At 67.8% G+C, this 7,115-nt stretch carries 7 protein-coding genes and 2 pseudogenes; 5 read left to right on the forward strand and 4 right to left on the reverse strand.

Annotated elements, in window-relative coordinates; all coding sequences use genetic code 11:
* Positions 1–93: 93 nt before the first annotated feature.
* The 3 genes and pseudogenes from ABZV38_RS38955 to ABZV38_RS38965 form a co-directional block, all read right to left on the reverse strand.
* Positions 94–3,075: an NACHT domain-containing protein gene (locus ABZV38_RS38955; RefSeq protein WP_356333531.1), complete on the reverse strand. Its 2,982-nt coding sequence runs from the start codon at positions 3,073–3,075 to the stop codon at positions 94–96.
* A 165-nt stretch (positions 3,076–3,240) separates the two neighbouring features.
* Positions 3,241–3,389: pseudogene (locus ABZV38_RS38960) on the reverse strand (AraC family transcriptional regulator); the annotation flags it as partial.
* A gap of 325 nt (positions 3,390–3,714) precedes the next feature.
* Positions 3,715–4,209, reverse strand: a complete 495-nt coding sequence (locus tag ABZV38_RS38965; protein ID WP_356333533.1) for a transposase — start codon at positions 4,207–4,209, stop codon at positions 3,715–3,717.
* Positions 4,210–4,505: 296 nt separating this feature from the next.
* Between ABZV38_RS38965 and ABZV38_RS38970 the strand changes: the two genes are divergently transcribed.
* The 5 genes and pseudogenes from ABZV38_RS38970 (at position 4,506) to ABZV38_RS38990 (ending at position 6,586) form a co-directional block, all read left to right on the forward strand.
* On the forward strand, positions 4,506–4,817 hold the full coding sequence (locus ABZV38_RS38970; RefSeq protein ID WP_356333535.1) for a hypothetical protein: 312 nt from the start codon (positions 4,506–4,508) through the stop codon (positions 4,815–4,817).
* Between the two features lie 58 nt (positions 4,818–4,875).
* Positions 4,876–5,121: an antitoxin MazE7 gene (locus tag ABZV38_RS38975; RefSeq protein WP_356333537.1), complete on the forward strand. Its 246-nt coding sequence runs from the start codon at positions 4,876–4,878 to the stop codon at positions 5,119–5,121.
* Positions 5,122–5,123: 2 nt separating this feature from the next.
* Positions 5,124–5,501, forward strand: coding sequence for a toxin Doc (locus ABZV38_RS38980; RefSeq protein WP_356333539.1), 378 nt, complete (start codon positions 5,124–5,126; stop codon positions 5,499–5,501).
* An 84-nt stretch (positions 5,502–5,585) separates the two neighbouring features.
* Positions 5,586–6,152, forward strand: a pseudogene (locus ABZV38_RS38985) (NAD-dependent epimerase/dehydratase family protein); the annotation flags it as partial.
* A 56-nt stretch (positions 6,153–6,208) separates the two neighbouring features.
* Positions 6,209–6,586: a hypothetical protein gene (locus tag ABZV38_RS38990; RefSeq protein WP_356333543.1), complete on the forward strand. Its 378-nt coding sequence runs from the start codon at positions 6,209–6,211 to the stop codon at positions 6,584–6,586.
* Positions 6,587–6,824: 238 nt separating this feature from the next.
* Here ABZV38_RS38990 and ABZV38_RS38995 read toward each other — a convergent pair.
* Positions 6,825–7,115, reverse strand: a 291-nt coding sequence (locus ABZV38_RS38995) for a VOC family protein (RefSeq protein WP_356333541.1), incomplete at its 5' end; no start/stop codon positions are given.

Here is a 7,115-nt window from a genome sequence, read left to right on the forward strand (position 1 = left end):
CCGAAGCCCACCGCCGCTGGAACAACATCACCGCCGCCACAACCGCCTGACCAGCAACGATGCCCTACCGATCAAGAACTACAGCTGCCGTGTCTATCCACGAAAGCGCCGCAGGAGGCCGGTCCTGGGCCGGCCAGCCGGCTTGGCCCGTCCTGCGTGCCGTACCGAGACCCGGTCGGCGGGAAGGGCGTTCAGGCCGTGGACCTTACCGGCATCCACGAGCGTGATGTCCACCTGTCCGCGCAGCACGTTCCGCAGCGGGGACAGGTCGACGGGCGCCTGGTAGCTCTGGCAGGTCAGTCGCAGGGTCAGGGAGGTGAGCGAGGGGAACACCTCGGCGAAGTCGGGGACCTGCTCGCCCGTCAGAACGCCGTCCACGTTGAGTGAGGTGACCTGTGCCAGTGGCATCTCGGCGAGTGGGATGCCATGAGGGGAGGACAGAATCAGGGACCTCAGGTCTACCGCCCTTGCAAGGAAGGCGAGGTCGACCGCGTCCGGTAGCCGGTGCAGGGCGAGCTCCTTGGCCGGGCTTTCACCGAGCGCGGACATGTTCGTGATGACGTCACAGGACTCGATGACGAGTCGGCGCAGGCCGCGCAGCGGCGTCAGCGACGGCAGCGCGAATGACTCCGCGTTGGAGGGCGTGATCGACAGGGAGTGGACCTTCAGCGAGAAAAGAGCGTCGACGAGGTCGGCCGTCAGCATCTGCCCCCTCAGGGAGAGGTGCGGTACCCGGTCAAGCGCGTCGAGGCAGGCGATCTGTTCCGGGCCGGACAGGTGCAGCGTCAGGTCGTCCATCGGTAGCCCGGCCAGGACCTCCTCGGCGAAGGAGCGTGCGTCGAAGTACGCCCAGGACAGCGCGACTTCCTGCCGTACTTCACGGTCGGCGACACGCTTGAAATGGGCCAGTTGCTCGAGCGCAGCCTCTCCGCCGATCCGGGCTATGGTCACTACCGTCGCCCGGGCCTGCTCCGGCGTCAGCTCATCGGGACCGGGCAGGAGATCGAGGACGATGTCCCCGGCAGTGGCGAGCTGTTCCGCGTCCGCAAGAGTGTCGGGGGGAATCAGGGCGGATGCTCGCAGGGTCACTGCGGCGCGGGCGGCCGGGTCGAGGGTCGTGGCATGTTCGAGAGCGACGGCGGCAAGCAGGTGGTAGCGGCGGCGCAGTTGCGGGTCGGCGCTCTGGTCGCCCAACTCGACCAATTTACGCAACAGATAGGCGCGTTCACCGTCCCGCGCGTGGCCGATGGCGAGCCGGATTACATCTTCCCACTGGTCGTCACGGCCGGACTCGGCGAGCAGGTCGAGGTCCTCGGCCTCGACGGCGGCCTTGGCCCCGAGGTAGTCCTGGAATGTGCGGTGGATGAAGTCCACCATGCCGACCGACGGCTCCCGCAGCAGTCCGCTGCGCAGAAGCAGGTAGCGGAAGACGTCCTCGGCACGGTCGGGCGGCGCCATGTGCGGCATGGCTGGGAGCTTCTCGCGGATGATGCGCACCGCGGTGGCCTGGGCCGCCTCGGATCGTCCGTTGCGGATCAGCCAGTACGCGATCCGCTGGAGCAGCTGGACCTGTGCCTCCTCTGTGGGGGCGAGACCGTCCGGCACGGGGATCTCGCGCTCCTTGTCGCGGCGCACGAGCAGCATGGTGAGCGCGGCTGCATACAGCTCCATGCGGCGATCGGGGAGATGGGTGAGCCGGTCACGGTGCAGGGCGCAGATGAGCGCGCACATCAGGGGGATGGTGGCCAGCCGGTACAGGTCGTGCTTCTGCCTGAGGGTGGTCCGCAAGGCGTCCCGGCACCGTTCGACAGCTTGCTGTTCCTCGGGTTCCTCGACCGTGGTCAGGACGGCGTTGTGCCATCCGTGGACGAACCGGTCGACGTCATGGCGGTTCATCGGAAGCAGGTTGAACTCGTCAAAGTCGGCCTCCACCAGCCAGAGACCGTTCACGGCGGACGGCCGGGAAGTGACGAGGAAGAATGTCCCTGGGTACAGGTCGACGAGGTCGAGCAACCAGCGCCGCACGACCGGACGTTCGCTCTCGGAGACCTCGTCCACGCCGTCGATCAGCACCATGCCGCGGCCGCTGCTGAGCACCCGGTCTGCCCAGTGCTCGGGCTGTAATCCGTGCAGGATGTTGCCAGTTGCACCGAGGAACTGCTCGGGGCGCGGCAGCGCTGGGTCCTGGGCCAGGGCGCGCAGCGGGAGCATGAACGGTACGCGGCCGCGCAGGCTTGCCAGCTCGTCGGGGAATGAATTCTGCGCGGCGGAGACTGCCAGCCACTGCATCAGGGTGGTCTTGCCTGATCCCGCGAGGCCGCGCAGCATCGCCCGGTTGCAGCCGGAGAGGGCTTGCTCGACTCGTCGGCGGTTGGCGGACGGCGAGCCGCCGTCGCGCTGCGAGGCCAGTTCCAGGTTGAGGTACGCCGTGTCCAGCGGCCAGCGGGCCCGGCCTGGATCGCTCAGGTCGAGGCCGAAGATGTTGAGCTTGCTGTACTTGCGTTCGATGTGTGCCAGATAGCGGGTCTCGAACTCCTCGTCCGCGCTGCCGGGCCGCGGAATCCGGTCCACCAGGGCGTCCAGCAGGCGCAGCGTCTCGTCGAGCATGCGGGTCTGGGCAACCTGGGCGTTGGCGACGAAGGTCGAGCGCTGAGTGAAGAAGTGCAAGATGTGCAGACAGCTCAGGTCGAGCAAACTGTCGTGGAGGACGGCGGCGTCGGCGGACAGGTCGCGGGTGGCGTCCGGGCGTGCGGCGGTCAGGCGGCGCGCCAGCCCCACGCGGCCGAGCCGGACAGCCTGGACGTCGTCCATGTCCAGCTCGCCGAGCGCGCTGAGCGTCGCAGCCAGGGCGTCCGCCAGGGCTTCGCGTTCATCGGACGCCACCGGGGGTTCGTGCGGGTTCGCCTCGACGGCCACCTTCACCAGTTCCCTGGCGATCTTCCACATGTCGAGCCCGTTCAGGCTGCGTTTCTCGCCGCCCCAGCTCACTAGCCGTGAGACCCGCACCGGTTTGTCGACAAGCCCCGCCCCCTGGCTCTCCTTGACGAAGAGTCGCGCGATGATCGGTCGCGCCACCGACGAGGCTATGCGGGCGGTCGTACCAATACTGGCCGGATCCATCAGGCCCCCCGAGCCGATATACGGGGACGCGTCCCCACACGTAAAGGTCCCTAGATCATATGGAGTTAGGGCAGCCGCGGCAGAGGAACGGTCGCGGTAGCGGTAGCGGTAGCGCGATAGTCAGCGCAGCTCCGCTCGGCAGTCCACCGGCGTCGTCCCCGTGTGCACGCGTAAGAACTTCGAGAAGTTCACCGCGCCGGGGAAGCCGACAGCCCCCAGACGCGGCCGATCGGCCTGTCCGTCGGGGCGAGGAGGCTCCACTCTGCCTCGCCGTACTCGACCTCGCCTCGCTGACACCGCGATCTGTCCACAGCATCGGCCGTGCGAACAAGACTATGCCGGCCACATCGTCGGTGCCCTCCGCTTCGCCTAGCGCCACCACGGCCTGAAAAGAGAGCCGCGCCTGAGCTTGCCACTGCATCGGGGTAGGCCTCCGTCCCAGCACGACTAACGGACTGCGGAGGGCGGGACGGGACCGTAGGACCCGGCCGAGCCACATCCACGGACGCGCGGCGGAGCAGTACGCCGCCGACCTCGGGGACCAAGATCCGGACCATAGACGGCCCAAGTCTGAACCGAGTATCCTACATTCCACTATTTCCCAAGGTCAGGACGCATGCAGCTGCTGTACCACCAGCAGACGAAGAACCAGCTGCGCTCGATCGCCCATCCCTTGGGCTGGACCTGGAATCCGCGCTGGTCCGGGGCCTTGCGCACGATCTCCAGCTCGCGGCCGAGGATCGTGCGTGACCACTCCACGAGGCGGCCGGCGAAGCCCTGGTCCGCCCAGATCTTCTGCACGCCCGGATGGTCCAGGCGGGTCCACAGCAACGAACGTTTCGCGCCGTCGCGGTCCTGGATGTTCGCCGCGACCACGTGAACCGCCAGCAGCAGGCCCAGGGTGTCCGTGACGATGAACCGCTTGCGGCCCTTCACCTTCTTGCCCGCGTCGAAGCCCCGGGTGCCCGCGGGGACCGTATCGGCCGTGCGCACGGACTGCGAGTCGATCAGCCCGGCGCTCGGCTCCGCGTTACGGCCGTCAGCCTCACGGACCCGGCCGCGCAACGTGTCGTGGACCCGGCCGCGCAACGTGTCGTGGACCTGCTCGACGGTGCCGTCGTCGTGCCACTAGGTGAAGTACCAGTACACAGTCGGCCAGGGCGGGAAGTCCATCGGCAGCTGGCGCCAGGCGCACCCGGTCCAAGACCCGCCGCGACGGCGAGGGCAAGTGGCGGTTCATCCGCGACCGGGCCGACCTGCAGATCGTCCGGAGCGTACGGGCCTGGCTCGGCGACCTGCGCGAGCTCGACGCCGACAACCCGGCCCTTCCTCTCTTCCGGGCCCTGTCGACGACGGGCAACCTGAAGGGGCGCAGCAACGCCACGGTGCGGGGCCTGCACCTGTCCGGCAGAGCGATCAACGAGATCGTGAAGAAGCGCGCGGCCGCCGCCGGGGTGACCTACATCAACGGCCTGAAGGTGACGAGCCACTCCTTACGGGCCGGCCCGAACACCGACATGAAGCGCGCCAAGGTCCCCCTCGCCGACCGGCGCGAGGCAGGCGACTGGGGCGAGAAATCTCCGCTGCCCGACTGCCGCTACAACCGGCCGGACGACACCGTCGACGCCACCGAGACGGACCCGCTGGACGCCGTTCCGCTCTTCGGGAGGTTCAAGGAGGACATTGCCGAGCCGTAAAGATGCAGGTCAAGGCGGGGTGTATGCGTGGACGCATGCGTAGGTGCATACTGACGGCATGGCTGACACCAGCGTACGAATCACCACGGACACGAGGGACCGCCTCGCGGCTCTCGCCAAGGCCCGCGGCATGAGTCTCGCCGCCTACCTCGATGACCTCTCCCACCAAGAGGAGCACCAGGCGCTGCTCGGGCGAGCGACCGCCTCGTTCGACGCCGCGCTCGGCCGTCCGGGCTTCGTCGACGCCTTCGACGCGGCGTTTGGCGGCCTCCCCGAGGCGCCCGCCAGTAGCCAGGCGGCCTGATCTTGGAACTGCACATCGACGTCCGGTGGCTCCTCGACCGGCAAGAGCGCGTGCTCGGCAAACACCTGCAGGTCCGCGATTACTCGGGGCTCGTCGCGGCCGTCGCCCGGCATCGCGTCAACACGCCCCACCTGGACATGGCCGACCCCGATGCCTACTGGCGAGCCGCGGCCCTGCTCGACACGATCGTGCTGCAGCGGCCGCTGCCCGCCCGGAACGAGCTGTACGGGTACGCGGTCGCCGTGGCGTACATCGAGGCCTCCGGCGAGACCGTCGACGCGAGTCAAGCCCAGTGGATTCAACTGATCGAGGACATCAAGGCCCTGCGGCTGGACACCTTCGACATCGCCGATCGTCTGCGGTCCTGGCGCGCTCCCTGACCATCCGCCCGTCAGGGAGCCACGGGTGCTCTTTCGTTCAGCGGCATCCACTTGGCAAGATCTCTGAGCATGAGACTCCTCGTGATGGGTGGTACCTGGTTCCTGGGCAAGCACATTGCCGAAGCGGCCCTGGCCAGAGGGTGGGACGTGACCACCTTCAACCGGGGCCGCTCCGGGAAGGACGTACCCGGGGTCAGGCCTGCTCACGGGGACCGAACCGTCATCGACGATGTTCGGACGCTCGCAGCGCGCGGCCCGTGGGATGCAGTCATCGACACCTCGAGTTCCGATCTGCCGCCACGCGACGTGCTGTTGGCTACCTCTGTGCTGAAGGACTGTGCTGCCCGCTGGATTCACCTCTCCACGGTGTCCGTATACAGGAGCTGGCCCCACAGCCGTCTGGCAGACGACTCCGAGCTGCTGGAGTGCCCAGCGGACGCGGATGAGAACTACGGCTATAACGGCGAGGCCGGCAGTCCCACCATCAATGGCTTCCGGAAGACGGGCGGCGAGCGTGCCGTGACCGAGTCGTTCGCCGGCCGAGCCGTGTTCCTCCGCCCTGGCGTGATCCTCGGCCCCGGCGAGTACGTGGGACGCCTGCCATGGTGGCTACGCCGCGCGCACCAGGGAGGCCCCTTTGTAGCGCCAGCGCCTGCCCAGCGGCGGATCCAACCCGTGGACGTTCGCGACGCTGCTGCGTTCGCGCTGTGGACCAGGCCGCCGGCGAAATCAAGTCTGGGAGCTACAACGTCGCGCACCCTGACGGCATCACGTTCGAGGACTTCCTGGGTGTCTGCCTGGAAACCACGGGCGGAGCCGGGCGCCCCGTATGGGTCGACCCCTCGGTCCTCATCGGCAACGGCGTGAAGCAGTGGACCGAACTCCCCCTGTGGCGCACCCACAGCGGCGTCTGGTCAGTGGACTCGAGCCGGGCCGCAGCCGCAGGACTCCGCTGCCGACCGCTGCCCGAGACCATTCGTGACACCTGGAGCTGGCTCCAGAACGACCGTCCCGTGGACCACCCGCGGTGGGCAGAACACGGGATCGACCCCGAAAAGGAAGCGAAGATCCTCGCCTCCCTCTGATCAGGCATCCAACGCCAGCACTCCGAGCTTTCGGCTGGCGCGGCGGAATTGCTCGCCGTCGCCGCCGCGGCGTCCCCGGTGTCCCGTCTCAGATGATCTGGTCCCTGGTGATGCCTGTGACCTGCAGCGACCAGAAGAACTGACACGCTGTGACGCTGGAAATCTCAGTGGATCCGGTCCCGGACGCACGGTTGCCCGGTGCCGTCTCAGTTGATCTGGGAGGACACGTTCGCGGCTCTCAGTCGAGACAGAACTCGTTGCCCTCGATGTCCTGCATGACGATGCACGAGTCGTTGTCGTCATGCAGTAGTCGCACGCGTACTGCGCCGAGCGGGACCAGTCGTGCGCACTCGGCTTCGAGTGTGGCGAGGCGCTCTTCACCCACGAGTCCGGTGCCGACCCGCACGTCAAGGTGCAGCCGGTTCTTGGCGACCTTGCCTTCGGGAACGCGCTGGAAGAACAGTCGCGGGCCCACACCTGAGGGATCAATGCATGCGAACCATGAACCCTGATCCTCAGGCGGCAGCGA

Origin of the sequence: Streptomyces sp. NPDC005181, from assembly GCF_040608395.1 — a bacterium.
Taxonomy (GTDB): domain Bacteria; phylum Actinomycetota; class Actinomycetes; order Streptomycetales; family Streptomycetaceae; genus Streptomyces.